The sequence below is a fragment of the Streptomyces sp. NPDC058086 genome, assembly GCF_042885015.1.
Classification (GTDB): Bacteria; Actinomycetota; Actinomycetes; order Streptomycetales; family Streptomycetaceae; genus Streptomyces.
In genome coordinates, this window is sequence record NZ_JBHVST010000126.1 from 1 (window position 1) to 26,353 (window position 26,353).

Sequence of the window (26,353 nt, forward strand, 5' to 3'; positions counted from 1 at the left end):
GGCGCCATGGCGGTCGAACTTGCCGGACAAGAACCCGCCGGCGAGCGGGCTCCACACCAGCGTGGCCAGCTTCTGGTCCACCGCCATCGGCAGGATCTCCCGCTCGATGTCCCGTCCGGCCAGCGAGTAGTACACCTGCTGGGACACAAACCGCTCCAGCCCACGCACCTGCGAGGCACCGAGAAACTTCATCATCTGCCACGCCGCCAGATTCGACGCGCCGATATAGCGGACCTTGCCCTGCCGGACCGCGTCGTCCAAAGCGGCCAGCGTCTCCTCCACCGGCGTCAGCGGATCGAAACTGTGGATCTGGTACAGGTCGATGTGGTCGGTATCCAGCCGGCGCAGGCTGTCCTCCAGCGCCCGGGTGACCCACAGCCGCGACAGACCAAGGTCGTTGGGACCAGTGCCCATGCGGGCGAACAGCTTGGTCGCCAGCAGCACGTCACGGCGCCTTGAGCCCACCACCCGGCCGAGGATCTCCTCACACTCCCCCGCCGCATACATGTCGGCCGTGTCGATGAGGTTGACACCCGCATCCAGAGCTAGACCCACCAGCTCGTCCGCTGCCTTCTCGTCCAGACCGCCGACCAGACTCCATGGCGGCGTCCCCGCCCCACCGAACGTCATCGCCCCCAAAGCGATCCGGGACACGAAAACCCCCGTGGCACCCAACTGCTCGTACTGCATGTACCGCCTTCCGATGATCCGTGCGCTGGTCGTTGACGGCGCTGCGGCCCTCCGCACAGGTGCCTGCCACGCTACGGGCGGCCGGCCGGGCAGACCATGATCAAGCGTCCGGAGAACTTGCGCATTCATCCATGGTGGCCAGCAGACGGAAGGGGACCGCGGCCAACCGTCCAGCCTCGCAATCGCCTGTGCGGCGGAGCTCTGCGGAACTGCGCCGACAAGAGGCCGCAACGGGTTCATCGTCCTCCCGCGCCGCTGCGCGTCGAACGCACTCTCGGGTGGATCATGAATGCCCGGCTGCCACGACATCACACCAACAAGGTCATTAGACACTCCCTCGACCCTGGCCATTCAGCGAAATTCACTGGCGGGATTTCGTCGAACTGATGCCAGTGCAGATGCGTTGTGTTCTGGTGAAGAGGATCTCGAGAACCTAGATGGGAGTCGTATGCCACCTTGGACGCCTGAGCAGCGGAGCCGGCCGAGTGAGATCGCTCGGATAGTCCATGCGGGGAGGACGCCTGAGGAGCGGAGTGCGATCGCTCGGAAGTTCAATGAGCTGTTGCCATCAACGGTTGGTGGCGCTCCGTGACCGCATCATGCGGTACGACTCTTCGCGAAGTGGAACAGGGCCAGGGCCGCAGCGACGACGGCGCCGATGCGCCACGGGTCGAGGCTGACATACCGCAGGGCATTGAAGCGGGTCTTCAGGTCGGCGCTTGCCTTCTCGGTCATAGAACGGATCGCACCGACGGTCTTGGTGAACTGCTCCTGTTCCACGGCGAGTTCGCCCCCCTGGGGCTTATTGGACGGCTCGCGGAAGCTCGCCGGGGCGCCCTCGTAGCCGGTGTCGGTGATGACCAGCGGGCCGCCGTCGGCGGCTGCCGCATCGAGCGTGTTGAGCAGGCCATGGGTGCGCGCTGCAGACATGTCGTGCTCGCGGCCGGGACGGACCGGGGAGGTCCCCAGCGGGAAGCCGTCCGGGGCGGAGAGGCCTGGATGTTGCCGCCGTGCCGCTTGTACTTTCCGCTCCACCACAGGTCGACGCCCATGGTGGGGCCGGGGACGTGGCAGGCGTCGGTCTCGACGAGGGTGCCGTCCAGCAGCAGATGGCCGCGGCCTTCGCCGCGGCCAGGGCCTGCTCCAGGGTGGGTACCCGGACTTTCAGCACGTCGATCCCCTCGTGCAGGTAGCGGTAGCAGGTGCGCGTCAGCAGGGCGTTGTCGCCGGCGAGTCGGGCGATGCGGGTGCCTTCGACGAACCAGCGGAGCACCAGGATCGCCTGGCGGAACTGGGTCGGCAGCCGGGTCTTCCGGCGGGCGTCGGAGCCGTCGGCGCTCGGCGGCCAGCAGGCGGGACACGTACCAGACGGTCTCCCGGTCGAAGGTGAGGGTGGCGATGTATGTGACATTGGTCGACAAGCGAAGCCTCCGGTGCATGGACTTGATCTTGGTCGACTTGCTCCCACCAGGGGCTTTGCTGTTGTCCGCGGGCGGCCACGCTCGTCCCGCTTACGCACCGCCACGGCACGTTGCCGGCAACAGCTCACTGAACATGCGTCACCACCCGCCGAGCCCGCGGTTACCTCGGCACCGCTCAACTATGAAGACCCGGGTAACTCCTCTGTCCCAACGGGCAGTTGTGCCCTACAGCACTTGTACCGCTCATCGTGACTGCAATAGCGCCCGTGATCGTTCGCCGACTCGGCGGTATGAGCGGATAGAGGTGTCCCAGGTAATCCGAGGTGCCCCTGGGCCTCGCCTGAAGTTGCAGCGAGGCGCCCTGACGAAGGTTCAGCTCAAATTTTGGAACTGTGCTACGTGAATCCCTTTTTCTTACGCGACATGGCGTACTCCCTCGGTGCCACCCGATGTGCATTGGCGGACTCGGCTGAGGCGGCCCGCCTGCGATCCTCCGTCGCAGACCTGAGTTCTGCCGGCTTTGCCTGGCACCATGTGTGCCCACCGGAGCAGTACGCGTACGACCTGGCCTGGGCAGCGGTCAAGTCCCTGTCGCTGCCGGAGACGGTGGACGCGATCGTCTACAGCACCTGCCTGCCGCACAACGGCAACGCCGGTGATGTCACAGCGTGGTCGGAGACCAGGGACGTCAAGCACCTCATGGACTTCCCCGCCAGTAGGATGCAGTCCGCCCTCGGCCTGGACTCAGCCGCTGTGTTCGGGCTGACCCAACAGGGCTGCACCGGGCTGCTCGGATCTCTGCGGCTGGCAGGCGCGCTGCTGGCGTCCGAGCCGGACTGGCGAACGGTGCTGTGCGTCACCGCCGACCGGTTCCCCGACGGCGCGCTCTATGAGCAGTCCTACAACCTCGTCTCCGACGGAGCCGCCGCATGCCTGGTGTCCGCCACCGCGGGCAGGTTCCGCGTCGTCGCGTGGCACCAGATCACCAACGGTGGACTCCACGCAGCCTCCGACGACGAAACCGTGGGCCTGTTCTTCTCCTACGTGCCGAACCTGGTCCGGCAGACCTTGGACCGCGCAGGGCTGGACATCAGCGACATCGACTGGGTGGTACCGCAGAACACCAACCACAACGCGTGGACGATCGCAGCCCGTCTGCTCGGCGTCAATCGCGACCGGGTCTGTCAGACCACGCTGGGCGAGATCGGACACGCGATCTCCGCGGACAACATCATCAACCTCTCGGCGCTGCTTGACACCGGCACCGTACGGCCGGGGCAGCACGTGCTGCTCGTCATGGCCGGGCACGGGCTGAACTGGCAGGCCACGATCCTGCAGGCCACGGAGCGCATCGAATGACGGCACAACACCAGGAACTGCGCACGGCGATCGCCGCGATCATGGGCACCGTCGACCGACTCACCGAGCAGTCCCGGACGCGGTACAAGAACCCCTACGAGACGATCACCTGGCCGGAAGCCGTCGCCCCGGACCAGGACTGGTTCTTCACCCCGGAGCTCACCTCGCTGCACGGCACCCGCCATGAGCTCCCACTCACCGATACCAGGGCCCGGCAACTCGCCTTCCGGGAGGCGGCGAACTTCTTCAGCCTCAACATCCACGGGGAGAAGTCGCTGATGGCGGGCCTGGCCACCCGCATGTACCGAGGCGATCTCGTGGAGATCTCCGACTATCTGCACCACTTCCTGGACGAGGAGAACAAGCACAGCGTCTACTTCGGCGGGTTCTGCCGCCGGTACGCCAAGTTGTACCGCAGCAGGCACGTGCCGTTCGCCGAAGGCACGGACCGGTCGGTCGCGGACGTGCTGTTCTTCGCCAAAGCGCTGCTGTTCGAAGAGCACGCCGACCGTTACAACGTGCTGCAGGCCAAAGATGTCCGCCTGCACGAGTTGGCGCGGTTCATCAACCACGCCCACCATGCCGACGAGAGCCGGCACCTGGTGTTCAACAGGGCCATCGTGCAGGCACTGTGGCAGGCCTACGCACCCCGGTGGGACACCGTCACCCTTGCCGACGTCCGTGCCCGCATCAGCCAATTCTTCGTCACCACCTGGCAGGAGTACTACAACCCCGATGTCTACGCAGATGCGGGGTTCGACGACCCTTGGCAGGTCGCACAGGACGCCTGGGCCGATCCGGCCCAACGCGCGCACCGCAGCCAGATCTCCGCCAAGTGCCTGCGATTCTTCATGTCCACCGGCATCCTCGACCAGGAACCCAACGATGCGTTCTGAGCTCAAGCAACTGCGCAGCTGGATCACCGCCAAGGCGAGGGATCTGCCGCCGGGCGGGCTGACCGACGACCTGCCCCTGCTGGCCGGCCGGCACTTGACGTCGCTGCATATCCCAGAGCTGATTCTGCTGCTGGAGGGGCTGCGTCGGCAGCCGATCGACGTGGAGGGCCTGACCGCAGGCGACTTCAAAGACGTGACAACCATCGCCGCGAAGTTTTTGGACCCCGGTGACACCTCGACCGAGGGGAGGTCTTCATGAACACGCTGTCGTCGCCCGCACAGACCACGGACAAAGGCATGGCCGACAGTCTCAGCCGGATCGGCCTGCGGTGGAGCGACCGCGGCTACGCCACGCTCACCGGACCCCTGCTCGCGCTGGCCAGGGAATGCGACCAGGCATTCCTGGCAATGGCCGCGCGCTGGGCCGCTGAGCCGGAGCACCACCCTGTGCTCATGCCGGCCATGGACCTGTCCCCGGTGGACTACTTTTTATCCTTTCCTCACCTGGTGACTTTCGCGGCCCCGCTCAACCCGGCGGCGCATCATCTGCAGACGTTCACCGCGGCCGCACGGCAGGACCCGCAGGCCGCGCTGCACCATGCCCAGCTGACCACGCCGGGCGACGTGCTCACCCCAGCAGCTTGCTATCACGTCTATGTCCACCACCGCGACCGGGAGTTGTCCGCACCGCTGAAAGTCACCACCCGGAACACCTGCTTCCGGCATGAAGCGTACTTCGCGCCGCTACGTCGTCAATGGAGCTTCCAGATGCGGGAAATCGTCTGCGTGGGCTCCCGCGAGGAGGTGTCGGACTTCCTTTCCGAGACCCGCGCAATGGTCGACGAGCTCATCGCCCTACTGGGCCTGTCGGTGGAGTGGAAGGCGGCGACCGACCCGTTCTTCGACCCGACTGCAAACCCGCGGTACCTGGCGCAGAAGCTCCACCCGACCAAGCATGAGGCGTGCTACCAGGACCTGGCCATCGCCTCGGTCAACATGCACGAGGACCACTTCGGTGACGCGTACGGCATCAGCCGGGACGGTCGTCCCGCGACCAGCGGCTGCGTCGCGTTCGGCATCGAGCGGTGGCTCTGTGCGCTGATCGACCACTGGGGCACCGATCCGGGTAACTGGCCGAGCACATTCACCGCCGTCGGTGGTGAGGCGTCATGAGCGGTCTCGCCCTGGTCACCGGTGCCGACGGCTACCTTGGCCTGCATACGGCACAGCGCCTGTTGACCGACACCGACGACCGGCTGGTCCTCACGGTTCGGGCGGCTGACCGCGCTGAGCTGGACGCCAAGAGGAACCAGCTGGCGTCCGTACTGGACACACACAAGAAACGGGTCGAGGTCGTCCCTGCCGACCTGACCGATGACGCCCCGCTGTCCGGAGTCACCCGCACTGTCACCGCCATCGTCCACGCGGCCGCACGCACCGCGTTCAACCAGTCCAGGGACGACGCGCGGCGGATCAACGTCGAGGGCACAGCCCGGGTCGCGGAGTACGCAGTCACCTGTCCGGCCCTGGACCGGTTCGTGTTGATGTCCACATTGGTCAGCGCCGGATGCAGAACAGGCGAAGTGCGCGAGACGATACTCGCGGGCGACGCCGGTTTCGCCAATCACTACGAATGGTCCAAGAGCGAGGCCGAACTCCTGCTGGCCGAACGCTTTCCGGAGCTGCCACTGACGGTCGCCAGGCTGTCGACGATCGTTGCCGACGACGACCACGGGCACGTCACCCAGTACAACGCCTTCCACAACACGCTCAAGCTGTTCTTCTACGGCCTGATCACTGTGGTGCCCGGTCTCCCCGACACCCGGCTCTACCTGGCCACCGCGGCCGCCACCAGTGGTGCCCTCGTGCACCTTGCGCAGCCGGACACCCCCACCGGCGTCTACCACCTGGCGCCCGCGCCGCACGAGGCCATCAGCCTGCGCGAAGCGATCGACACCGTGTTCGACGTCTTCGCGACGGATGACTCCTTCGCCCGCAGGCGGCTGTTGCGACCGGAGTTCTGCGACCAGGAGACCTTCCGGCATCTGGTGGCGGCGACAGAGACGCTGAGCGCGAGTCCCGCGGCGGGCGCGCTGCGCTCGGTCGCCCCGTTCGCCGAGCAAATGTTCCGTCCCAAGCAATTCCTCAACACTCGGCTGGTGCAGACATGGCCGGGCGCCACCGCGTTCGCGAACCGCGCGCTGGTCCATGCCGTATGTCAGTCGCTGGTGAACAGCCGCTGGGGGCGTAAGCCAGGCGATCGTCCCCACGCCTCACTCGCCTCCTGAAGGGAATCCTTCCCATGTCCCTGTCCGACAACGACCGATGGCTGCTCAGCTACTATCGCAGTTCGGAGATCAACGCCGCCCTGTTCTTCGGACGGGTCTCCCGCATGGTGCGGCCCGGCAAGCTCCAGGCCGAGGTCACCCACCACTTCGCCGACGAGGCCAATCACGCCCGCTACTGGAACGAGTGCATCAACGATCTGGACTCCCTCCCGATCAAAATGCGCGAGTCCTACCAGGACCAGTACCTGGAGGCGATCGGCACCCCGAACAACATGATGGAAGTCATGGCCATCACGCAGGTCCTGGAGAAGCGCGTGATCGGTCAGTACCACCGGCAGCTCCGTGTGCCTGATCTGCACCCCAGGATTCGCCAGACGATCGAACAGATCATGCGGGACGAGCGCTGGCACATCCAGTACGCGCATGACGCCCTGCAGGATATGGCCAACCGCTACGGCGCCGATCACATCGAGGCCACGATCAAGCGGTTCGCCGAGGCCGACCAGGAGATCTACGCCAAGACGCTGGCCGAATACGGGGATCGAGTGTCGTTCCTCGGTGACACGGGGGCGCCGTGACAGCGCCGGACCGGGTGATGCTGCGGCTGGCGGCCAGCGACGTCCCGATGTCGGTGGCGGACCTCACCGACGGCGAGGTCACACAACTGACCAGGCTGCCGTCTCAGCCCCGCCGTCGCACCTGGCTGACGGCACGTCGGGCGTTACGCAGGGCCCTGGCGAGCGCGGGTTTACCCGAGGACACCTCGGCTTACGCCTTTCCTCACCCCCGCGCCTCCCTGTCCTACGCGGGCGAATGCGCTTTCGCGGCTGCAGTCGGCGGAGAAAGCCGCGCTGTCCTCGGCCTCGGCGTCGACGTCGACGTCGAGAACAGCCCCGGCCCCGCCCCGCAGACCGCGCTGCTGTTCCTGGCCGAGCACGAGCAGCAGGCTCTCACGGACCTGCCCGCACCGCGGCAGCGGGCGGAGCTGCTGCGCATGTGGACGGCCAAGGAGGCGCTGTACAAGTCCGACCCGGACCAAACCGGGATCGACCTGCGCCGGTACACCTTGGACCTGCCGCTGGCCCGTCGCGGCGTCGCACGGCTGGCCGGGTCCGACGTGGCCGCCTTCCGATATCTCAGTCTCGACCTGCCCGGCGGTGTGCTCACCGTCGCGGTGCTGTTGTCCCAGAACGGAGCAATCACCCGTGGCTGACCACAACTTTGCCGAACTCACCGAGAAGATCGCATCGGTGATCGCGCTGCCCGCCTCCAGGCTCACCCCGGACATGACCATGTCCGACCTTGCGCTGGACAGCATGACCACCGTGGAGTTGGTGGTCGACCTGCAGGAAGACTACGACATCCTGCTCTCCCGGGAGGACTTCGCCGACGTGCGCACCCTTGGTGACCTCGCCAAACTGGTCTTCTCCCGGGTGTCCAGCCCCAGCGGGCAGTGAGGCCGGCCTCGATGAAGCCCGCCGTCCTGCTCCTGCTGCTACTCGACTTCGCCCTGATCACCGCGTTGCCCAGGGTGTTCTTCATGCGTAGCGGAACTTTCAATGTGCGTTGGTGGTCGACCGCGCTGCCGGTCGGACTGTGCCCCACACTGGTCGTCGCCTGTCAATTGCTGGACTTGCGACCGGTGACGCCCGCCGCCTGGCTGCCGGTAACGGGGCTGGTCGCGATCGTACTGTTCACGGGGTCGATCGCCTTGATCGCGCTGACCCTCGGCACACACTGGGTGCCGATCGCGCTGTGGCACCAGAGCAACGACGATCCCCAGCACATCGTCACCTGGGGCGCGTACCGCCGTATCCGGCACCCGTTCTACACGTCCTTCCTGCTGGCGTTCACCGGAGCGTTGCTGGCGTTCCCGCACTGGATCACGCTGGCGTTGCTGATCTACATGGCGGTGATGCTCAACGTGGTGGCGGCCAAGGAGGAACACAAGCTTCGTGCATCGGAGTTCGGCGCGCAGTACCACGACTACATGACCAGGACCGGTCGCTTCCTCCCCCGGTGGACACGGCCGGTCGACCAGGAGGCAAGGGCATGACGGCACGGCCCGCAGTTCTGATTACCGGGTGTTCTTCCGGCGTCGGCCAGGCCTCCGCCTGGCGGTTTCTTCGCGCCGGGCACCCGGTCTACGCCACCGCCCGCGATGTCGGAACGCTGTCGGAGCTGGACCAGGCCGGGGCGGTGACCCTGGCCCTGGACGTGACCGACGAGGACAGCATGACCGCTGCGGTCAAGCATGTCGAGTCCGACCACGGCGCTGTGGGCATCCTGGTGAACAATGCCGCCTACGGCATCCAGGGAGCGGTGGAGGCGGTCAGCGTCGACGACGCCCGGAGACAGTTCGAGACCAACTTCTTCGGCCTGGCCAGGCTGACACAGATGGTCCTGCCGGCGATGCGGGCCCGCCGCAGCGGCCGGATCGTCAACGTGTCCTCGATGGGCGGGCACTTCTCGCTACCAGGAGCGGGATTCCTGCACGCCTCGAAGTACGCGGTCGAGGCGCTGTCGGACGCGCTGCGCCTGGAGGTGCGCGGATTGGGCATCACTGTCGTCATTGTGGAGCCCGGTCCCATCCGCACTCCGTTCCCGACGAAAATCAACGCCACGATCCCACCCCCGGACGGCGGCCCCTACGACCGCTTCCACGCGGCTGTCGAGGCCAGGGTGAGCGCCGCGTACGAGCCGAAACGACTGAGCATGGCCCTCAGTGCCGACCGCGTGGCCCAGGTCATCGCGCGCGCGGCCGTCCGCAGCCGGCCCCGCGCTCGGTACCCGATCGGCGTCATGGCCCACGGCCTGATCGCGCTGCGTCGGTTCCTGCCGGACGCCGCGATCGACGCCATCACCCGGACACAGTTCCCAGGCCCCACGGCCTGACTATCACAGGAGCAGTCTCATGAACATTCCTGCAGAGGTACCGGCATGAGCCGGTTCGTCGACACCTTGGTCGCCACCGCCCAGCACACCAGCCGCGGCATCGTGACCGGTGAGCCCCACCACCCGCGCAGGCAGACCTGGGGACAGGTACACGCTCAAGCGCGCGGAGTGGCGGCCGCCCTGGTAACGAAGGGGCTGCGCCCCGGTGGCGCCGTCGCGGTGCTCGCCGCCGAGCCCGAGCTGGTCGCCCCCGCGGTGCAGGGTGTGTGGCTGTCCGGGGGCAGCGTCACCATGCTGCACCAGCCCACACCACGCACTGACTTGGACGAGTGGGGCCACGGCACCCTGCAGGTGCTGGAGATGATCAGCGCCGACGTCGTGCTGCTCGACACGTCCTTCGCTCCTGTCGCATCGATGCTCGCGGACAAGGGCATCCGCCACCAGCTCCTGGCCGAGGCGGTCGACACACCTCAGCCCCACGCCACGGCGATCCCCGTGGAGTCCGGAGAGCAGGACACCGCGCTCCTGCAGTTGACCAGCGGCACCACGGCGGTGCCAAAAGCAGTACGTATCACCCACGGCAACCTTCTCGCCAACATCACGGCCATCGCCGAACGCGGACACCTCGATCCCGACCAGGACGTGATGATGTCGTGGCTGCCGTTATTCCACGACATGGGCATGATCGCGTTCCTGACCCTGCCCATGACGCTGGGCCTGGAGCTGCTGAAGATCACCCCAGCTGATTTCCTGGGCTCGCCCCTGCTGTGGCCCACCCTTCTGGACAAGTACCGCGCAACGATCACCGGCGCCCCCAACTTCGCCTATGCGCTCCTACGCAAACAGCTGGCCAGAGTACGTGATTCAACCACCTTCGACCTGTCGTCGCTGCGCATCGCGCTCAACGGCGCCGAACCCATCGACGAGGCCGTCATCCGCGGCTTCACCGAAGTCGGCGCGCGGTTCGGCCTACCCGCCGAGTGCATGCTCGCCGCCTACGGACTGGCCGAAGCAACCCTCGCCGTCAGTGCCGCACAGACTGCCGGCGGCCTGCTCGTCGACGTGGTGGACGCGAGCCGCTTGGACGAGGACAACCTGGCCGTGCCCGCCGCAACCGGCTCACCCACACGACAATTCAGCCGCCTCGGAGCACCGCTGCGCGGACTGGAGGTGCGCGTGGCCAGCCCCGACGGCACCCTACTCGGCGCACGGCAGGTCGGAGAACTGCTCGTCCGCGGGGAGTCCGTCACACCCGGCTACCTCACCGTGGACGGTCCGCTGACCACCCAGGACGAGCAGGGCTGGCTGCACACCGGGGACCTGGGCTACCTCGCCGACGGTGAGGTGGTGATCTGCGGGCGCAGCAAGGACGTCATCGTTATGGCAGGCCGCAATATCTATCCCACCGACATCGAACGCGTCGTGGGATCCGTCGAAGGTGTCCGCGCAGGCAACGCTGCCGTCGTCCGGTTCGACGCCGGAACCAGACGAGAAGGCTTCGCCATCATCGCAGAGTCCCCCCACGCCGGTAACGCCGACGCCGAACTGCAGCTGGCCCAGGAGATCATCAGCCGTACGGTGGACGCCGTGGGCGTGCGTCCGGCCGCCGTGCGAATCGTCGAGGCAGGCAGTTTGCCAAAAACCCCCTCCGGAAAACTGCGCCGGGCAGAAGCTGCTCGACATCTCTCAAGCAGCCAGCCCCTCCCTGCGAAGCTCATCAACTTCATTAGTTATCCCTAGTGTTGTGTATGTATAGTTGCATGCATGGAGTTGCTGCGTATGTCCAAGGCCGCGAAGCGTCTGGGTATCCACCCCATGACGCTTCGTCAGTGGGCTATCGACGGCAAGATCCCGTTCTCCTGGGTCGGTCGTGAGCGTCGGTTCTCCTCGGTCGATGTGGAGAACATGAAACGTGGCAGCGACTCCACAATCTCCCGCCCCCGGCGGGAGGTTCTGTATGTGCGCGTCTCGGGCTCGTCCGGAGGGGAATCGTCGTTGGGCGCGCAGGAAGAGGAGTTGCGGGCCACGTCCACGGGCGAGGTCGTGAAGGTCGTCAAGGACCGTGGCTCTGGGCTGCGTGAGAACCGACCTGGCTTGAACCGGGTTCTGGCGATGGTCTCCGATGGGACCGTGACGGTGGTGCGGGTCACGCATGAGGACCGGCTGGCCCGCTTCGGCGTCGGCTGGCTCAAGCGCCTGTTCGCTGTGTACGGCGTCAGCCTAGAAGTCCTGCACCCGAAGAAGTCCGGCGGCAGGGATGAGCTCCTGGAAGACTTCGTCTTGCTGGTCACCACGTTCGCCGGGCGCCTGTACGGCATGAGGTCGGCGGAGGCCCGAAAGCGACTGCTCGCCGAGACCGGCCAATGCACCAGCCGGGATCGTGCCGCGTGAGCCGGAAACTGCCGCTCGCCAAGGGCGAGACCTCCCGCACCGCCTGCGCTCGCGCCGTCCTGCGTACAGCAGTTGATGAGAAAACCGGTCGGCTCCTTGTCTCCTTGGTGCTGGCTGAGCATGTGGGCTGGTGTGCTGATCTGGTGTCCGGCATGGTCAATGACCTGCTGGCCGACCACTGGAACAGCCCCGATATGGACGTACTCGCCTCCGGTTGAGACGCGGGCGGCAGGAAGCTGCCCGCGAACGCATGGATGGCGCTGCGCCGCCTGGGCTGGACCGTCACCTCTGATGCCAAGGTCAATGACCGGATCGTGCGCATGGCCCAAGAGACAGCCGGGCGAACGCTGCGGTCGGCGAAGTGGCGTGCTGACCTGACCGCCGGGATGCTCGCGGCGTGGCCCGCCGACCCGGCCAAGCGCGCCCCGGACGAATGGGACGCGGTGCGTGAGGCGGTGCCGGGCGGGCAGTTTCTGCCGGGGAGTGTGATCAAGTCCCGCACCCGGCAGATCGCCGCCTTCGCCAGGAAGTACGGGCGGCTTCCAGTCGATGTGTTCGAGCTAGAGGCCGCGCCCCGCATGGCCCGGATGCTGCTGCTGTCCGCCTGCGACGGGCAGCAGGCCACCATCGAATGCGGCGACGAAGCAGGCCGGGCGCTGCTGCGGTTGCAGCTCCCCACCCGCCCCGACCCGCAGTCCTACCGGGACTGGACGTGGGTCGCCTGCCCGATCTCGCTGCCGCCCACGCTCCCCGCGAACTCGGTGCTGCACCTGCCCACCCTGCGGATGAACGGCGGCCGAGTGCGGGTGGATCTGGCCTACACCCACGCCGTCCCGCTGGCCCAGCGAACCGGGCACACGGTCGCGCTCGGCGTGGACTGGGGCCTTAACACGCTGTTGTCTGCTGGTGCCGTCCAGCTCCACGACGACGGGCGTATCACGGCCCTCGGGTCCGGGGGCATGTTCCGCGCCGCAGGTGTCCTCGCAAAACAGCACCGCCTGCGCCGCCTGTCCGAGTGCCTGCACGCCAAGGCCGACCACTACCAGCAGCTCACCGGCGGCAACACCGCACATCCCCTGTCCGCCAAGCACCAGGCCCTCACCCACGAAATCCGACACGTCTCCAACCGCCGGTCGAACCTCAACGGCTCCCTCGCCTGGGCCGCCGCCCGCTGGAGTGTCGATTAGGCCATCGCCGCCTCGGCAACCGTGATCTATGTCGAAGACCTTCGCTCGATGGAGGCCAAGGGCATGGGCCGCAGCATCAACACGCGGATGTCCCAGCAGGTGCGCGGGCAGATCATGGACCGGATGCGACACCTGGCTGCCGAGGTGGGTATCGCCGTCGTGAGGGTTCCGGCCCGGAACACCTCCAAGCACTGCCCGCAGTGCCTCCTACCACTGCGGCACCGCAAAGCGCCCGACCGCCCGACCACCCAGGGCTGGAAGTGGGCCATCTGCGGCTCCTGCGGCTATCAGGGCGACCGCGACTTGGGCGCATGGATGCGCATCGCCGCACGTGGCCTCACCCACCAAGCGAAAACCGTGACCGAACGCGCCAGCGGTGCCATGGTCGTCCGCGCGGTGGTAGACAAACTCGAAGCCTTCGCGGTGCTCACCCCGACCACCGCGAAGACCAGCCGGGTCCGGTCCAAGACGGGACCCACCCGGCGACAGACAGCACGCCCCGCGCCCAGGCGACGCAGGGCACCCTCCCCCGCCGGCCCTTCGGGTCCGGCGGGCAAGCGTCCGGAGGGACACGCTCACACGGACCGGACCCAGCTGCCCCGCGCAGCGGCTCGGCACCAGGGCGTGACGACGATCAGCACACCCACCAGCCGGCACAGACCGCGAGGGGCAGCACTGGGCGCGGGATTCCATCTCCACGCTCACGCTACCCATCCACGGTGGGCAGATCCCGCGCCAGACACCACGTCTGACATGGGCTCACTTAACTGATTAGAGACGCTTGATGAGTCAGGTAGTTGTCGTCGTCAGGTTGCCCAGGCTCCACCCGGTCCGATAGAGCGACAGCTCGGCGGTGTCACAGCCTGCTGGTCGAGACGATCACGCAGTCCCGGGCCTCGGCGAACGCCGATTCGGCTCATCTGTGTTCGTCCACGGAGAGCGACGCGTGGGAGAGGAACGTCGTCACGCCAGGCAGGCGCAACTGTTCGCGATTGCGGGCGTACCGGACGGCCTCGGCGAGCTGGCGCACCAGCTCCAGCTGTACGGCGGGTGTGAGACGGCCTCCGTACGCGTCCAGATACGCGTCGAGCCGCAGGTCCGGCACTCCCGGTGCCGGAACAGGCCCGCCGGGCCGCCCTGGTGCTCGCGGATCTGCACGGCCTGCGCGATGCGATGGTTGATGCCCTGGAGCGCCTGGTCTCGCGCAGAGAGCGCCGCACGGTGGCGTCCGGATCTTGAGCGGAAACGCGAAAGTGCCTTCTGAGCTGGGATGATGAGGCTTTTCTAGGGCTTCTGTCACCACAGCAGGAAGGCATTTTCTGCGTGCACACTACCGGGTTGCGTCCCAAGCTCGTCGTATCAGCCGACGGTCGCGGAGTGGTCAGTCATGCCGGGTCCCTGCTGCTGGCCGATCTCGCCGATGCCACCGGCCTGACCACGGCCTTCACCGACGGCCACGCCAACTGCGACCGCGCGGCATCGGTCACGCCCCCGGCCGAATCGCCGTGGACTTGGCGGTGATGCTGGCCGACGGCGGCGAGGCGATCGCCGACCTGGCCCTGCTGCGCGATCAGGCCGAGGTGTTCGGCCCGGTCGCGTGCAATTCCACCGCGTGTCGACTGCTGGCGGGAATCGATCCGGCCGCACTCGGCGCTCTGCGCGCGGCCCGTGCCACCGCCCGCGAGGTCGCCTGGCTGCAAGCCGGCGAGAGGCGGGAGGCAATTCCGGCCTCCCGTGCAGGCGGACGCGAACTGCCGGGTCTGGTCCTGGACATCGACTCACCCTGGTCACCTGCCACTCCGAGAAGGAGCACGCGGCGCCTACTCCTCGCGATGCAGAGCGGTGGCGGTCGCCAAGCCGGGGTCACCGGCTCCGACCACAAGGACGTCAAGGGGGCCCGGGCATGCGAATCTCCCGTTACGACTTCGGGGGTACGTTCTGTACTGCGGCCCGGTCAGCGGCAAGGTTCTGGTTCGGCTGCCGGGTGCGGTCCCTTGATCATGGTGGGGCTCGTCGTCTTACCGATCCGCTGGACGGGATCGGGCCGCAACGCCCGGAAGTTTTTTGTCCGTAGGGGCAGTTCAGGGAGATGCCGTCTGCCCATGTGTCCGGCGTATCCGTGCCGGCCTCGGTAAAGCAGATTGCCGGACAACGTGGCCTGCTGGCACCCGGGTACGCCGCCGGTTGAGTCGCCGCCGAACAGGTGGAGGTCCGACCAGCCGCGGGTGTGGTGGGCGTAGACGTTGCGCACGGCCTGGCCGGTGCTGTTGCCACCCATCTCGATCAGCGCGTCAGAGTTGGGAATCCGTCCGTACTGGGGGCGGGAGCCGTCCACTTCGACGTTCTGCAGAACCGCGCCGGACTGGTCGTGCCCGAAGACGGCCATCGCCAGGGTGGGGCTGGTGACCCGCAGGATGGCGCGGGTCCCGTCGGTGGGCAGCCCCTGGGTCTCGATTCGCTGCTGAGCGGCAGTGAAATAGATGGTCTTGCTGAGGTTGAAGACAGCGCCCGGGCAGAGTTCCGCCACGTCTCCAGGGCCTACGAGTGCAGCGGTGATATCAGCGTCTGTCCCAGAAGATATGCAACCGGCCGCGGAAGCCGGAGAGGTGGTCGGGCCGACCCAGGTCAGACCCGTGACGACCATGCCCAGAACGGTACCGATCACCAGAGCCGAACCCCGCCGAGTGCGGGGCGTACCGGCAGAGCCCAGGCGTCCCTCTCGCCTCCCGCTGGCTGCGGTTCTGACTCCGGCGGCTCGACCTTGAGCGGCCTCGCGTGATCGACGGGACAGTGGTCGTAGCTTCGTTTCCTTCGACATGAGAGGCATTCAATGCACCCGAAAGGTGCGGCTCGTCAGAATTCCCTTGCCGACGTACCGCCAATTCCCGCGGCCGCATGCTAGAGCCGTCATGCAGAGAAGGACGCGTCCGCGCCCGCACCGCCGTACGCGAGGGAAGCAATCCACGTCCTGCCGGGCAGAATCCGGCGCAGCCGGGCCGCTGCCGCGGCGGGAATCCTATGGTCGTGGTTGCACAGCGCTCAGGGCCTCGGGTCACCGTGGACGGCACCCGCACCCCGCACCCCGGAGAACCGGAGGTATGTCGCCGTGCCTGCCGGGGGGACACCGCGCGCGGTGCTCCCCGGCACTGAACCCTCCCGCAGTCGCCGGCGGAAGGTCGGCGTCGGGCCTCCGCCGACGGGGTGGGCCAGGAAGGCCGTCCCCGAGCCCAGCCACACGCTCCACCGGTCGATGTCCGGGGCGTCATCGGTCAGGAAACGCAAGCAGACCTGCCCCAGGAAGCGGGCACCGGCGGCCGGATCGACCGACTCCCGCTGGCTAGACCGTATGCCGTCCGGTCCCACGACCATGTCGTACTGGCCCGCCGTCGCTGAATTCTCGGGTGATGGCGGCGCAATCGGCCGTGCCTCTCCACAGTTCGGCCATGTCGATCTCGGCTGGCACCCGGCCCCGGCGGTCCATCAGCCGCTGCGGCCTTGCGGTCTCAGTGGGACTCGAGTCGAGTGCGCCGGGCGTAGGCGCGGGCTGCGCGGACGCGATCGCCGCAACGGGTGGAGCACCATTGGCGGCGCCCGTGGCGCAGCAGGTAGCGGATGCAGGGGCTGGAGCCGCAGGCGGTGAGGCGTTCTGCGTCGGGGCCGGTGAGCAGGTCGGCGGCGTTGTCGGCGAGGGCGGCCAGGGCGTGGTCGACGATCTGGGTGATCGGGTGCGAGGCGGTCCGGAACAGGCCGCGGATGGGGTCCCAGTGCAGCAGAGCCGCCGCGGGAGCCCTGGACAGGGCGCCGTTGATGGCGGCGAGAGCGCCCGGCGGGGCGGGGTGCCCGTCCGCTCGGGAGGCGAGCAGCGCCCGGATCTGCTCGCGCAGTGTCCGCAGCTGCGCCGCGCACGTCTCCTGCAGTCCGGCGCCGGGCGGGGCGAGGTCGTGTTCGGTGAGCCATTGGTTCGCGGCGGCGGGAGTGCCGAGGAGGTCGAGGAACCGGCCGCCGGTCAGAGCGATGGCACTGTTGGCGAAGTCGAGGGCGGGGTAGTGCTCCGCGCCCGGTGCGGGCGGCGGCACGAGGTCGGCGGTCACGGTCTCTTCCATGACTCTCATGCTACGGGTTGTATTCATCCATGAGAAGCATTACCGTCCCTCACGGATAAATTACCTTCCATCCGTGAGGTGTGTTCTGTATGCCTGAGCAGATTCCCGTCCGCGTTTTCGGCGGCCCGACCGCGCTCATCGAGTACGGCGGGCTGAAGTTCCTGACCGACCCCACCTTCGACGCCCCCGGCGACTACCCCCTCGGCCCCGGCCTGGTCCTGACCAAGACCGCGCCTTCTTCCGCCGCGCCCGAGGACCTCGGCCGTATCGATGTGGTGCTGCTCTCCCACGACGAGCACCCCGACAACCTCGATCGCTCCGGCCGGGCCCTCCTCGCCGACGTGCCCCTCACCCTCACCACCCCCAGCGGCGTCGGCCGACTGGGCACAAACGCCAAGGGCCTTGCGGACTGGGAGTCCATCGAACTGGACCGTCCCGACGGCGGCACCGTGACCGTGACGGGCGTGCCCGCCATCCACGGCCCTGGGGCCCGCGAAGATGTCGAACCGATAGCGGGCGAAGTAGTGGGCTTCGTCCTCACCGCAGCCGACCTTGCCACGGTGTACGTCAGCGGCGACAACGCCTCGCTCGCCCTCGTCAAAGAGATCGCCGAGCGGTTCGGCCCGGTCGACACCGCCGTTCTCTTCGCAGGTGCTCCGCGCCTGCCCCTCTTCGACTCGACGGTGGTGCTCGACAGCGCCCAGGCCGCCGAGGCCGCTCAGCTCCTCGGAGCACGCCGGGTCGTCCCCGTCCACTTCGACAGCTGGGCCCACTTCACTGAAGGCCGCGACGACCTGGTGGCCGCCTTCACCGCCGCGGGACTGGCCGACCGCCTCCAGCTGAACTGAGCGAACCCCGGCCCACACCGCGGTATCAGGCCGGTCACTTCTGCCGGCCTCCCCGATGGATCGCCCTCACGGCCCCGCGGTGTTCCGCCATCCCGGCGAAACACCGCGGGCCGGAATGCTCGTTCGGCTCATGCACCGCGGACAGCGCATGTAGGCCCCGTTCTGTGATCCCCGAGCGTGTAGCGGACGATGTGCGGCTGGCGCTGGCGCCGGTGGAAGACCCGCCGATCTCGCCGAGCATGCCGCTGTGCTCCTGGTGCTGATGACACCGTCAGATGGAGTTCGTTCCCCGCTGAAGCAGGGACGCGTCGGGTGTGGGCGACAGGCGCCGCAGCGGCCTTCGCCAGCGGCGGAAGAACGCGTAGACGCGGCCCCAGCGCGGGAAGTCGGCCGGCATCGCGCCTTGACCGGCGATCTCGGACACGGGCCATGCGGCTTCGGGTCAGGGTAGTTGATGTTGTTTCGAGTACGGTCCGGGAGGCGATGGGACTGCGTTGTCCGAGGCTGGAGTGGCGGCGTCGGGTGTTGTAGGTGCAGCCGGCGGAACAGGTCGAGGCGGGCGTCGCGCTCGTCGGTCCAGGCATTGCGGCACTGGAGCGCGGACGGCAGAACCGCGGCCGGCCGCGGGCCGTAGTGCACAACGTAGCGGATCATGCAGGGCTGCTGTGCCATCCCGTCAGATGCTCTCGTCCCCTTGGAGTCTCACCGTGCGCCTTCTCTTCGACATCAACGACGAGGCCAACGACACCTACGTCACACACCGCGATTCAGAGCCGAAGGTTCCGGTCGGTGATGTTGCACGGGCGTTCGAGGCTACGGTCGGCTTGTCGGGCGAGTGACGTCTGAGGATGATCTCGATCGCAATACTCGCCAGTGACCCCGTCACCAGGGAGGGAGCCGCCTCCTGCCTGAGCAGTCATCGGGGACTGACCGTGCTGCACCAGCAGGAGCACGAGCGGGCGGACGTGGTCCTGATGCTCACGGTGGACGTCACCGAGGAGACGATGCTGCTCATGGAAGCGGTGGCCGCCGACTCGGTCAATCCGCGTATGGGAATCGTGCTGGTTGCCGGACATATGAGCGAGGGTCAGGTGGTGCGGGCGTTGCAGTTCGGCGTGCGCAGCGTGATATGGCGTCATGATGCGGGGTTCGACAAAATCGCCAAAGCCGTCCGAGGTGTCGCCGACGGATGCGGCGTTTTACCCACCCCGGTTCAGGGCTGGCTGATCAACCACATCGTGGCCGTACACCGCGACGTACTGGGGCCGATGGGGCTGACACCGTCGGGACTGGAGGCTCGCGAGGTGGATGTACTGCGGCTCCTCGCGGACGGCCTGGACACCACAGAGATCGCCCAGAAACTCAACTATTCCGAGCGCACCATCAAGAACATCATCAGCGGCATGATGAACCGCCTCGGGCTGCGCAACCGCACCCACGCGGTCGCCTTCGCACTGCGCTCCGGGACCCTGTGAGGTGTGGTGACCGAATTGCGGCTGCGTGCGACGGAAGTTGTGGTGAAGGCGCGACACGAGAAGCCAGCCACGTCAGGCCCGCCCGTGCCAACACCTTCAAAGTGACCGCTGCCCACCACCATGGACACCACGGTCCGGCTCGTCTGCGCCGCCGTACGCGAGGAAGAATTCGAGGTCCTGCCGGGCAGAGTCCGGCGCGGCCGGGCCGAGCTGCCGCGCGTGGACTCCTACCGTCATGGCTGGGCAGCGGGCGCACGCCCCTGGATCACTCGTAGACCACCCGAGCGCCCCGGCGAACGGAGGCATGTTGCCGCGCCCGACCGGGGGAAACGCGACGGGCACTGCTCGCGTGCACCGGGCCCGTCTGCCGGTGACCATCACGGCCGGCCCATGCCGGTGCGACCGGCCGCGGTGGGGAGGCGGAGCGATGCCTTGCTGCGGCCCGAAACGAGAGTGGAGCAGAGGCACATGGATTGGACAACGGCGTCGGCAGCCAGGGCCGGAAACCCGCGGCAGCCTCGTCCGGCACCGGCTAAGAGCAGCAGGAGCCGTCGGCCACGCAAACGGCCGGGCCTGGCGAGAGTGAAGATCGCGCAAGGTAGTGAGTGCTCGACCGGGCCGCTAATCGCGTTGCAGACAGTGGTTGCGGCCCGTGGCCGCTGGGGCGGGCCGGCCGGTTGAGGTCCGCATCTGGCCGAGACCGCGTGGTCGCCTATCACGGTTGTGTATCGGGCGGCTGCGGGAGAACCCGGCCTGGACCGGCTCCGTAGAAGGGGTTGTCGGCTCCACTTCGGAGGCCGCGCAGCACGCTGTGTCGGCCCTGTGGCTTCGAGCGCACAGGACGGCCAGGCAGAACAACGCGCAGCAGAAATCAGGCGATCGGGCGGGCCATGTGAGCGCCGTGTCCGATCGCGACCACTGATCTCCGGGGCGGGCGGGGCTGTTCCCCCCGGCCTTCCGCCCGCCCCGGGCTCCGCACGAGTTGAAGGATGCCCTTGACCCGCCCTACACGCGTCGTTGCATGCGTCACCGCGCTGCTGCTCGTCCTGGCGGGGGTTGCCGGTTGCGATTCCTCAGGACGGCTGTCGGCCTTCTCCAACCCCGTCGTGGAAGGGCTGTGGAGCATCCAGCGCATGGCACAGGCCCGGTCCGCGGACACCCGTGTGTCGAACGACATCGGCGAGGACGCCGACACGACAGACCCTGAGCCTGACCCGGTGCCCGCGCAGCCTCAGGAGGCGACGTACCACGACACCGCCGCGGTGATGGGGAAGATTTTCTTCGACACCCCCGACGGGCCGAGCGTGTGTTCCGGCACGGTGGTGGAGGACCCGGCGCGCCCCGGCAGATCGGGGCTGGTATGGACGGCGGGTCATTGTGTGCACGGCGGGGCCGGCGGCGGCTGGTTCCGCAACATCGTCTTCGTGCCCTCGTACAACAATCTCGGGCTCGAAGGAACGACCCGGCAGAGTGCAGGCGAGGAGCAGATCGCGCCCTTTGGAACGTGGTGGGCCACCTGGGCGGAGGTCGCTCCGGAGTGGATCGCTGAGGGGGGCTCCTCCGGCGGTAGCGGCTCACCGTTCGACTACGCGGTGCTCCATGTGCAGCGGCAGGGGGAGGCTGCGTCGCTCCAGGAGGTGATCGGTCAGGCGGCGCCGGTCTGGTTCGGCGCTCCGTCGGCGACACGTATCAGCGAGATGGCGGTTTGGGGGTACCCTGCCACGTCCCCGTTCGACGGAGAACGGATGTTCTCGTGCCGGGACAGGCCTGGGCGTCTGAAGATCCGTTCCGGGCAGCCAGTGTTGTACCGGATCGGCTGCACGATGACCGGGGGCTCCTCCGGGGGCGGCTGGTTCGCTCGTAGCCCGGCCAGCGGGCTGGCGCTGGTGAGCAACACATCTATTGGGCCGACCGACAACACCTGGCTGGCCGGGCCTCGTCTGGGCGAGTCGGCGGAGGAGCTCTACCGGCGCGTCAGCGACAAGGTGGGTTCGTCGTGAGGGCTTTGAGCTGGGCTCGGACGGCCTCCTTGTCGGCATGGTCGAGTCGTTCCAGAACGGCGAGGGCCTGAGTCCATGCCGCGCGGGCCTGCTCCACCTGGCCCGACGAGCGGTGGGTGTCCCCGAGGCGGCGCAGCGTGTCGGCCTCGGCATAAGGAACTCCGACTTTACGGAAGAGAGCGAGGGCCTGTTCGTAGCTGGCGACGGCGTCGGAATGCCGTCCCAGGTGGTGCTGAGCGAGACCGATGCTGTCCAAGATGTCCGCTGCGAGGTAGGGACGGTGGTGAACCTCTGTTATGGCCAGAGCTTCCTGGCAATGGGCGAGCGCCTGTGGGTGCTGTCCGAGCAGGATGTGGCACCAGCCGACGGCGTTGAGCGCCGCAGCGGTGCGCGGGCCCGGGTCGCCGGTCACCCGATGCCGAGCGAGGGACTGCTCGGCGTGGGACAGCGCTGCCTCCAGGTCGCCCTGCTGCTCGGCCACCCAGCTCAGCAACCGGTGGCTTTCGGCGCAGGCGGTCATCTCGCCTGCGGCGGTGAAGAGTTCCACGGCACGCTCCATGTGGTTGCGCGCCTCCTCGACCCGGCCCAGACAGGCCGCGGCCCGGGCGAGGTTCTGATGGACGTGTGCCTGGGCACAGAGGTCTTCAAGGCGCTTGGCCGCCTCCATCGCCATGCGCTGGGTTGCTTCGAGGTCGTGCCAGTGAGCCTTCCGGTCCAGGTGGTGGCCGATGGCCCAGGCGAGTTGCCAGGTGTGCGTGTCACACCCATGGGCGGCCGCTGTTCTGATGGCCGCCATCAACACGGCTTGTTCGGTGTCGAGCCAGGCTGCGGCTGGTCCGGCGCGTTCTGGGCCTTCCGGGAATTCCTCGGCCTGGACACCCTGGGACGGTGCGGGCAGCGCGATGGCCTGCCGGTCGGGTGAGTACGCCCGCCCTGCGCGGTGCGCACTGTGCAGATAGTGGTCCAGGACGCGGATGCGGGCGGCGTGCCGCTCGTCCGGTGCGTCGGTGGCGCAAGTCAGCTCGTCGGCATAGGCACGCAGCAGGTCGTGGAGGACGTACCGGCCGGGCCCGGGTTCGTCCACGAGGTGGGCCTCGGTCAGTTCGGTCAGCAGTTGGTACGTGTGCGGGACGGTGAGGCCGGCGAGGCTCGCTGCGGCGGCCAGCGAGGTGTCCGGGCCCGGGTACAGGGCGATCAGCCGGAACAGGCGTGCGGCGGCGGGGGTGAGGGCGTGGTACGACCAGGAGAAGACGGCACGTACGTCGGCTGCCGTGTCGCAGCCGCTCAGGGTGTTCAGGCGGCTTTGGCCGTTGGCCAGTTCATGGGCGAGAGTCGCGAGGGGAAAGGCCGAGCGGGCCAGCGCGCGTGCGGCGGCGATGGACAGGGCGAGTGGCAGGCGGGCGCAGTGTTCGATGATCTCGTCGAGGGCTGCCGGCTCGGCGGCAGCCCTGTTGGCGCTCAGTCTGCGTGCGAGGAAGTCACGCGCCTCCGCGAGGGTAAGCACGTCGAGGTGGACCGGGTGGGCCCCGTCGGTGGCTATCAGGCCGGACAGCCGGTTCCTGCTGGTGACGATCACCATGCAGCCGGGGTTCGCGGGAAGCAGCGGGCGCACTTGCTGGGCATCGCGGGCGTTGTCCAGCAGGAGCAGCACTTGCCGCCCGGCGAGTTGTGTGCGGTAGCAGGCCGCGAGTGCGTCGGCATCCTGCGGCAGGCTGATCGGTTCACTACCGAATGACTCGAGAACCGTGCGCAGTGCCCGGTCCGGGGAGACCGGGAGTCCGGACGGGTCGAAACCCCTGAGGTTGATGTACAGCTGGCCGTCGGGGAAGCGCGAGGCGACGCGGTGAGCCCAGTGGACTGCGAACGTGCTCTTGCCGACTCCGGCCATGCCGGTGATGACTGCGACGCCGACGTGGGCGGGCATTCCGTCGTCGCCGTCGAGCATCAGGTCGACCTGGGCGAGCTGCGCCGCGCGCCCGACAAAGGCTGGCAGATCGACGGGGAGCTGTGCGGGCGTCGTCTGAAGGGGCGCCTGCTGCGGTGGGTGTGTGGATGCCGGTGGGGTGGTCAGCGCAACGTCTGCCCGCAGGATGCGCTCATGCATGTGCCGCAGTGCAGGTCCCGGATCGATCCCCAGCTCGTCGGCGAGAAGCGAGCGGGCCTCGCTGTAGGTCATGAGTGCCTCGGCCTGGCGTCCCGACCGGTACAGGGCGAGCATCAGCATCTCCCGGAACCGTTCGTCCATCGGGTGCTCGGCCACCAGAGCGGCCAGTTCCCGTGCGATGTCGGTGTGCTCGCCCAGGTCGAGCCGGACCGCGAAGCTTGCCTCCAAGGCCGAAAGGCGCAGTCGGTCAAGCCGGTCGCGCTGTGCCTGGGCGTATTCGCCGCGGATTCCGGTCAGCGCTGTCCCCTGCCAGTGAGCGAGGGCGTCGTTCAGGTACCGGGCGGCGGCCTTGCTGTCGTTGTCGCGTCGGGCCTGGTCCGCCCGGCCGACGAGGTGCCGGAAGGCGGTCAGGTCGAGTGAGTCGGGACAGGTGGACATCTGGTAGCCGTCGCCCACTGAATGGATTGCGGGGGGCCCGAGCAGTTGACGCAGCCGATACACGTAGGTGCGCAGCGAACTCAGCGCGGACCCCGGTGATCCGGTCCCCCAGACGGCGTCGACCAGCGTCTGGACCGAGACCTGTGCGCCTTCGCCGAGCAGCAGTATGGCGAGGACGGCACGCTGCTTCGGGGGTCCGAGATCAATCTCGTCCGGCCCCCGCCAGCCACGGACGGGCCCCAGAACAGCGAAGCGAAGTTGCTCCCCCATTCACGTTCTCCCCTGCTCGTACCGCGGGCGGTGCCTTCCACCGGTGCGTGTTCTGGACGTGGATGACGTCGCTGCGGCCGTCGGCGCGGCTAGCTGCGACGCTACGATCCGCCGACCGGATGGTCCATGATTGGGCGTCTGGAGAATCTGCGCGATCGTCCACGGTGTCATCGGCTGCCCCACAGCGCTGTGACGGCCTCGGCGGTCGTCCAGGTGGCGCTCGCCAGGAAGCGGAAGTTGATGAGGGCGGAGAGATAGCCATCGCCTTCCGGGAGCCGCGGGCCGGCTGTGGCATCCCGGACTGAGGTGCCCCAAAGTTCTCGGACAGCGGTCCCCATAGGATCGAAGTCCAGAACGGCGGAGAGAGCACGTGGCACAGAAACGTAGGAAGTTCAGTCCTGAGTTTCGGGACGAGGCGGTCAAGATGGTGGTCGTGGAGTCCCGCCCGATCGCCGAGGTCGCCCGAGAGATACAAGTGAACGAGGGAACGCTGGGCACCTGGGTCAGCCGGTACCGGCAAGAGCACGCCGGGGAGGAGATTCCCCTGAACATCAGCGAACGCGCCCGCCTGCGCGAACTGGAACGCGAGAACCGGGAACTCCGTATGAAGACCGAGTTCCTGGGAAAAGCGGCGGCCTTCTTCGCCCAGGAATACCGGTGACGGAGAAGTACGAGTTCATCGACGGCGAGGCCGACAACTTTCCCGTGCAGCAGATGTGCACCTGGGCGGGAGTATCCACGTCGGGCTTCTACCACTGGAGAACGAGGCCGTTGTCGGCCACCGCGAAGCGCCGTGCGGAACTGAGGACCGTCATCCTCCAGGTCTTCTCCGACTCTCACGAGACCTACGGCTACCGGCGTGTCCACGCCGCGCTCCAGCGGATGAACGTGCAGGCCGGAGCGGAACTGGTCCGCGCGCTGATGCGCGAGCTCGGCCTGGTGCCATGCCAGCCGCGGCCCTGGCGGGCGACCACGATCGCCGATGATGCGGCGCCGGCCACGCCCGACCTGCTGGCCCGCGACTTCACCGCTGACGCTCCCGGGCGCAAACTGGTCAGCGATGTCACCTACGTTCACACCTGGGCCGGTTTCCTCTATCTCGCGACCGTCATCGACTGCCACACCAAAGCCGTGATCGGCTGGGCGATGGCCGACCACATGAAGACCTCTCTCATATCGGATGCACTCGACATGGCGGCCCGGAACATCGACCTCGCCGAGGGCTGCATATTTCATTCCGATCGCGGCAGCCAATACACGTCTCGGGAACTTCGTTGCAAGCTCCGCTCGTTGGGCCTGCGAGCGTCCGTCGGCCGCGCTGGTGTCTGCTGGGACAATGCGATGGCTGAATCATTTTTCGGCGCCCTCAAAAACGAACTCGTGCACCGAACTACGTTCCCAACACGCGCACACGCCCACCGGGCGATCGTCCGCTACATCGAGATGTTCTACAATCGAAAACGCCTCCACTCCGGCCTCGGCTACAAGACTCCCGCAGAAGTCCACGCCCAGTACGAGGAGTTGCAGGCAGCAGCATAGGCAGAACCCTCAACACCGCTGTCCGAGAAGCGCAGGGCCCCTCACTCCGCGGTGGGTGCGTTCCACGGACAGTGGTTGATCGTGCCCTGGTGCAGATTCGCGAACTCGTCACGCAGGAGCGTGATCTGCTACAGCGGCAACGTTATGCCGAGTTCCTGCATGGCGCTGGAGGGCGGGCCGCCTTCGGAGCGTTCGGTCTTGTAGCCCTTGACGCGGGGTTCGAGGGTGCGAGGGTCGACGGCTTCGGCAGGCGCGCTCTTGGCGTACAGGCCCTCGGGCTGGCTGTCGCGGTCGTGGGGCAGGAGCCAGAACACGCGACGGCGGAACGTGCCGGAGGCGCGGGAGGGTTTGGCCGTGGGGCCCAGGAGGGCGTAGCCGACCATGCGGCCGTCGCGGTGGTAGGCCGGCTTTCCCTTGCGGGTGGGGAGCCGGTCCAGGCTCTGGCGGAC

General features: G+C 67.6%; 27 protein-coding genes and 2 pseudogenes. 21 read left to right on the forward strand and 8 right to left on the reverse strand.

Annotated elements, in window-relative coordinates:
- Together ACFVWD_RS49855 and ACFVWD_RS49860 are read right to left on the reverse strand one after the other, a co-directional pair.
- Window positions 1–690 (reverse strand): aldo/keto reductase (locus ACFVWD_RS49855; RefSeq protein WP_389605160.1); only part of this gene is annotated, 690 nt, incomplete at its 3' end.
- Between the two features lie 597 nt (window positions 691–1,287).
- Window positions 1,288–2,129, reverse strand: a pseudogene (locus ACFVWD_RS49860) (transposase family protein).
- A gap of 516 nt (window positions 2,130–2,645) precedes the next feature.
- Here ACFVWD_RS49860 and ACFVWD_RS49865 point away from each other — a divergent pair.
- From ACFVWD_RS49865 to ACFVWD_RS49935, 15 genes are all read left to right on the forward strand, one after another.
- Window positions 2,646–3,470 (forward strand): 3-oxoacyl-[acyl-carrier-protein] synthase III C-terminal domain-containing protein, encoded by an 825-nt coding sequence (locus ACFVWD_RS49865; RefSeq protein WP_389605162.1) that lies wholly within the window; start codon window positions 2,646–2,648, stop codon window positions 3,468–3,470.
- Window positions 3,467–4,366, forward strand: a complete 900-nt coding sequence (locus ACFVWD_RS49870; protein WP_389605164.1) for a diiron oxygenase — start codon at window positions 3,467–3,469, stop codon at window positions 4,364–4,366. The genes ACFVWD_RS49865 and ACFVWD_RS49870 overlap by 4 nt, the downstream gene beginning before the upstream one ends.
- Window positions 4,356–4,625 (forward strand): hypothetical protein, encoded by a 270-nt coding sequence (locus tag ACFVWD_RS49875; protein WP_389605166.1) that lies wholly within the window; start codon window positions 4,356–4,358, stop codon window positions 4,623–4,625. The genes ACFVWD_RS49870 and ACFVWD_RS49875 overlap by 11 nt, the downstream gene beginning before the upstream one ends.
- Window positions 4,622–5,539, forward strand: a complete 918-nt coding sequence (locus ACFVWD_RS49880; RefSeq protein ID WP_389605168.1) for an aminoacyl--tRNA ligase-related protein — start codon at window positions 4,622–4,624, stop codon at window positions 5,537–5,539. Before ACFVWD_RS49875 ends, ACFVWD_RS49880 begins: the two co-directional genes overlap by 4 nt.
- Window positions 5,536–6,654 (forward strand): SDR family oxidoreductase, encoded by a 1,119-nt coding sequence (locus ACFVWD_RS49885; protein WP_389605170.1) that lies wholly within the window; start codon window positions 5,536–5,538, stop codon window positions 6,652–6,654. The genes ACFVWD_RS49880 and ACFVWD_RS49885 overlap by 4 nt, the downstream gene beginning before the upstream one ends.
- 14 nt (window positions 6,655–6,668) lie before the next feature.
- Complete coding sequence (locus tag ACFVWD_RS49890) at window positions 6,669–7,232, forward strand: ferritin-like domain-containing protein (RefSeq protein ID WP_389605172.1); 564 nt, start codon at window positions 6,669–6,671, stop codon at window positions 7,230–7,232.
- Window positions 7,229–7,867, forward strand: a complete 639-nt coding sequence (locus ACFVWD_RS49895) for a 4'-phosphopantetheinyl transferase family protein (protein ID WP_389605173.1) — start codon at window positions 7,229–7,231, stop codon at window positions 7,865–7,867. Before ACFVWD_RS49890 ends, ACFVWD_RS49895 begins: the two co-directional genes overlap by 4 nt.
- Window positions 7,860–8,111: an acyl carrier protein gene (locus ACFVWD_RS49900; protein WP_389605174.1), complete on the forward strand. Its 252-nt coding sequence runs from the start codon at window positions 7,860–7,862 to the stop codon at window positions 8,109–8,111. Before ACFVWD_RS49895 ends, ACFVWD_RS49900 begins: the two co-directional genes overlap by 8 nt.
- 11 nt (window positions 8,112–8,122) lie before the next feature.
- Window positions 8,123–8,710, forward strand: coding sequence for a methyltransferase family protein (locus tag ACFVWD_RS49905; protein WP_389605175.1), 588 nt, complete (start codon window positions 8,123–8,125; stop codon window positions 8,708–8,710).
- The gene (locus ACFVWD_RS49910; protein ID WP_389605177.1) at window positions 8,707–9,549 is read left to right on the forward strand and encodes an SDR family NAD(P)-dependent oxidoreductase; all 843 of its coding nucleotides are present in this window, start codon (window positions 8,707–8,709) and stop codon (window positions 9,547–9,549) included. Before ACFVWD_RS49905 ends, ACFVWD_RS49910 begins: the two co-directional genes overlap by 4 nt.
- A gap of 45 nt (window positions 9,550–9,594) precedes the next feature.
- Entirely contained in the window at window positions 9,595–11,289 is a 1,695-nt protein-coding gene (locus ACFVWD_RS49915; protein WP_389605178.1) for a fatty acyl-AMP ligase, read from the forward strand.
- 24 nt (window positions 11,290–11,313) lie between these two features.
- Window positions 11,314–11,940 (forward strand): IS607 family transposase, encoded by a 627-nt coding sequence (locus ACFVWD_RS49920; RefSeq protein ID WP_389605180.1) that lies wholly within the window; start codon window positions 11,314–11,316, stop codon window positions 11,938–11,940.
- Complete coding sequence (locus ACFVWD_RS49925; protein WP_389605182.1) at window positions 11,937–12,158, forward strand: hypothetical protein; 222 nt, start codon at window positions 11,937–11,939, stop codon at window positions 12,156–12,158. The genes ACFVWD_RS49920 and ACFVWD_RS49925 overlap by 4 nt, the downstream gene beginning before the upstream one ends.
- A 36-nt stretch (window positions 12,159–12,194) precedes the next feature.
- Window positions 12,195–13,127, forward strand: a complete 933-nt coding sequence (locus ACFVWD_RS49930) for a hypothetical protein (RefSeq protein ID WP_389605183.1) — start codon at window positions 12,195–12,197, stop codon at window positions 13,125–13,127.
- A gap of 114 nt (window positions 13,128–13,241) precedes the next feature.
- On the forward strand, window positions 13,242–13,898 hold the full coding sequence (locus ACFVWD_RS49935; protein WP_389605201.1) for a zinc ribbon domain-containing protein: 657 nt from the start codon (window positions 13,242–13,244) through the stop codon (window positions 13,896–13,898).
- Window positions 13,899–14,043: 145 nt separating this feature from the next.
- Here the strand turns inward: ACFVWD_RS49935 and ACFVWD_RS49940 are convergent, their stop codons facing one another.
- Complete coding sequence (locus ACFVWD_RS49940; RefSeq protein WP_389605184.1) at window positions 14,044–14,232, reverse strand: hypothetical protein; 189 nt, start codon at window positions 14,230–14,232, stop codon at window positions 14,044–14,046.
- 188 nt (window positions 14,233–14,420) lie between these two features.
- On the opposite strand from ACFVWD_RS49940, the pseudogene ACFVWD_RS49945 reads away from it, so the two are divergent.
- A pseudogene (locus ACFVWD_RS49945) lies at window positions 14,421–14,952 on the forward strand (transposase); the annotation flags it as partial.
- 129 nt (window positions 14,953–15,081) lie between these two features.
- Here ACFVWD_RS49945 and ACFVWD_RS49950 read toward each other — a convergent pair.
- Window positions 15,082–15,654, reverse strand: a complete 573-nt coding sequence (locus ACFVWD_RS49950) for a hypothetical protein (protein ID WP_389605185.1) — start codon at window positions 15,652–15,654, stop codon at window positions 15,082–15,084.
- Window positions 15,655–16,630: 976 nt separating this feature from the next.
- Complete coding sequence (locus ACFVWD_RS49955; protein WP_389605187.1) at window positions 16,631–17,230, reverse strand: CGNR zinc finger domain-containing protein; 600 nt, start codon at window positions 17,228–17,230, stop codon at window positions 16,631–16,633.
- 89 nt (window positions 17,231–17,319) lie between these two features.
- Between ACFVWD_RS49955 and ACFVWD_RS49960 the strand changes: the two genes are divergently transcribed.
- Window positions 17,320–18,078, forward strand: a complete 759-nt coding sequence (locus tag ACFVWD_RS49960) for an MBL fold metallo-hydrolase (RefSeq protein WP_389605188.1) — start codon at window positions 17,320–17,322, stop codon at window positions 18,076–18,078.
- 271 nt (window positions 18,079–18,349) lie between these two features.
- Here the strand turns inward: ACFVWD_RS49960 and ACFVWD_RS49965 are convergent, their stop codons facing one another.
- Entirely contained in the window at window positions 18,350–18,502 is a 153-nt protein-coding gene (locus ACFVWD_RS49965) for a hypothetical protein (protein WP_389605189.1), read from the reverse strand.
- Between the two features lie 283 nt (window positions 18,503–18,785).
- Between ACFVWD_RS49965 and ACFVWD_RS49970 the strand changes: the two genes are divergently transcribed.
- The 3 genes from ACFVWD_RS49970 (at window position 18,786) to ACFVWD_RS49980 (ending at window position 21,553) form a co-directional block, all read left to right on the forward strand.
- Window positions 18,786–18,917, forward strand: coding sequence for a hypothetical protein (locus tag ACFVWD_RS49970; protein WP_389605191.1), 132 nt, complete (start codon window positions 18,786–18,788; stop codon window positions 18,915–18,917).
- A 9-nt stretch (window positions 18,918–18,926) separates the two neighbouring features.
- Complete coding sequence (locus ACFVWD_RS49975; RefSeq protein ID WP_389605192.1) at window positions 18,927–19,553, forward strand: LuxR C-terminal-related transcriptional regulator; 627 nt, start codon at window positions 18,927–18,929, stop codon at window positions 19,551–19,553.
- A 995-nt stretch (window positions 19,554–20,548) separates the two neighbouring features.
- Window positions 20,549–21,553 carry a trypsin-like serine peptidase gene (locus ACFVWD_RS49980; RefSeq protein ID WP_389605194.1) on the forward strand — a complete coding sequence of 335 codons (1,005 nt, stop codon included), beginning with the start codon at window positions 20,549–20,551 and terminating at the stop codon, window positions 21,551–21,553.
- On the opposite strand, the gene ACFVWD_RS49985 is transcribed toward ACFVWD_RS49980, so the two are convergent.
- The gene (locus tag ACFVWD_RS49985) at window positions 21,528–24,365 is read right to left on the reverse strand and encodes a BTAD domain-containing putative transcriptional regulator (protein WP_389605196.1); all 2,838 of its coding nucleotides are present in this window, start codon (window positions 24,363–24,365) and stop codon (window positions 21,528–21,530) included. The genes ACFVWD_RS49980 and ACFVWD_RS49985 overlap by 26 nt on opposite strands.
- A 370-nt stretch (window positions 24,366–24,735) precedes the next feature.
- Here ACFVWD_RS49985 and ACFVWD_RS49990 point away from each other — a divergent pair.
- Window positions 24,736–25,904 (forward strand): IS3 family transposase gene (locus ACFVWD_RS49990; protein WP_389605198.1). Its coding sequence is split into 2 segments (ribosomal slippage): window positions 24,736–24,988 and window positions 24,988–25,904, totalling 1,170 coding nucleotides; the frame shifts between segments, so codons are not numbered across the junction.
- A gap of 128 nt (window positions 25,905–26,032) precedes the next feature.
- Here ACFVWD_RS49990 and ACFVWD_RS49995 read toward each other — a convergent pair.
- Window positions 26,033–26,353, reverse strand: a 321-nt coding sequence (locus ACFVWD_RS49995) for a DUF6009 family protein (protein ID WP_389605200.1), incomplete at its 5' end; no start/stop codon positions are given.

Coding starts and splice junctions, on each gene's coding strand:
- ACFVWD_RS49870 (WP_389605164.1), top strand. CDS start 3,467: ATGACGGCACAACACCAGGAACTGCGCACGGCGATCGCCGCGATCATG.
- ACFVWD_RS49875 (WP_389605166.1), top strand. CDS start 4,356: ATGCGTTCTGAGCTCAAGCAACTGCGCAGCTGGATCACCGCCAAGGCG.
- ACFVWD_RS49880 (WP_389605168.1), top strand. CDS start 4,622: ATGAACACGCTGTCGTCGCCCGCACAGACCACGGACAAAGGCATGGCC.
- ACFVWD_RS49885 (WP_389605170.1), top strand. CDS start 5,536: ATGAGCGGTCTCGCCCTGGTCACCGGTGCCGACGGCTACCTTGGCCTG.
- ACFVWD_RS49890 (WP_389605172.1), top strand. CDS start 6,669: ATGTCCCTGTCCGACAACGACCGATGGCTGCTCAGCTACTATCGCAGT.
- ACFVWD_RS49905 (WP_389605175.1), top strand. CDS start 8,123: ATGAAGCCCGCCGTCCTGCTCCTGCTGCTACTCGACTTCGCCCTGATC.
- ACFVWD_RS49910 (WP_389605177.1), top strand. CDS start 8,707: ATGACGGCACGGCCCGCAGTTCTGATTACCGGGTGTTCTTCCGGCGTC.
- ACFVWD_RS49915 (WP_389605178.1), top strand. CDS start 9,595: ATGAGCCGGTTCGTCGACACCTTGGTCGCCACCGCCCAGCACACCAGC.
- ACFVWD_RS49920 (WP_389605180.1), top strand. CDS start 11,314: ATGGAGTTGCTGCGTATGTCCAAGGCCGCGAAGCGTCTGGGTATCCAC.
- ACFVWD_RS49930 (WP_389605183.1), top strand. CDS start 12,195: ATGGCGCTGCGCCGCCTGGGCTGGACCGTCACCTCTGATGCCAAGGTC.
- ACFVWD_RS49935 (WP_389605201.1), top strand. CDS start 13,242: ATGGACCGGATGCGACACCTGGCTGCCGAGGTGGGTATCGCCGTCGTG.
- ACFVWD_RS49955 (WP_389605187.1), bottom strand. CDS start 17,230: ATGGAAGAGACCGTGACCGCCGACCTCGTGCCGCCGCCCGCACCGGGC.
- ACFVWD_RS49960 (WP_389605188.1), top strand. CDS start 17,320: ATGCCTGAGCAGATTCCCGTCCGCGTTTTCGGCGGCCCGACCGCGCTC.
- ACFVWD_RS49975 (WP_389605192.1), top strand. CDS start 18,927: ATGATCTCGATCGCAATACTCGCCAGTGACCCCGTCACCAGGGAGGGA.
- ACFVWD_RS49985 (WP_389605196.1), bottom strand. CDS start 24,365: ATGGGGGAGCAACTTCGCTTCGCTGTTCTGGGGCCCGTCCGTGGCTGG.